Origin of the sequence: Aquitalea sp. ASV15 (assembly GCF_016429115.1) — a bacterium.
GTDB lineage: Bacteria > Pseudomonadota > Gammaproteobacteria > Burkholderiales > Chromobacteriaceae > Aquitalea > Aquitalea magnusonii.
In genome coordinates, this window is record NZ_JAELTZ010000134.1 from 1 (window position 1) to 411 (window position 411).

1 pseudogene is annotated in these 411 nt (G+C 62.3%); it reads right to left on the reverse strand.

Features of this window, described 5'->3' with window-relative positions:
• Positions 1–411: pseudogene (locus JHD64_RS21160) on the reverse strand (DUF2235 domain-containing protein); the annotation flags it as partial.

Genomic DNA, 411 nt, shown 5'->3' on the forward strand with positions numbered 1-411 from the left:
CCAGGCCACCGGCAAAGCGTTCGATGCGCCAGGCGGTGAGCAGCGCGGTTTGCTTGACCACGATTTTCTCCACCGTGTCCTCGGCGCAGTCGCGCAGTTGCGCCCAGGCGTTGAAGCGGGTGATGAGGTCTGGATTGACAGAAAAGTCATCGGAAACCGCTTTAGGCATCCAGCGCCAGCTTTCGATATTGGCCATTTTGCCGCCGCTGGTGTCATAGCTATCTTTCGGTACCGTGAGCGGCGCACCGGCACGGAAAGCCAGCAGATACATGCGGCGCAGCGCGATCTGCGACAGCTGCATGCCCACCTCGCCACCACAGCGGCCCTGCTCGCGCAGGCCGTAGCCACCACCGACATCGGAATGCACGCCGGGGTAGACAAATTCACCCAGATTGCCTGGCGGATAGCGGC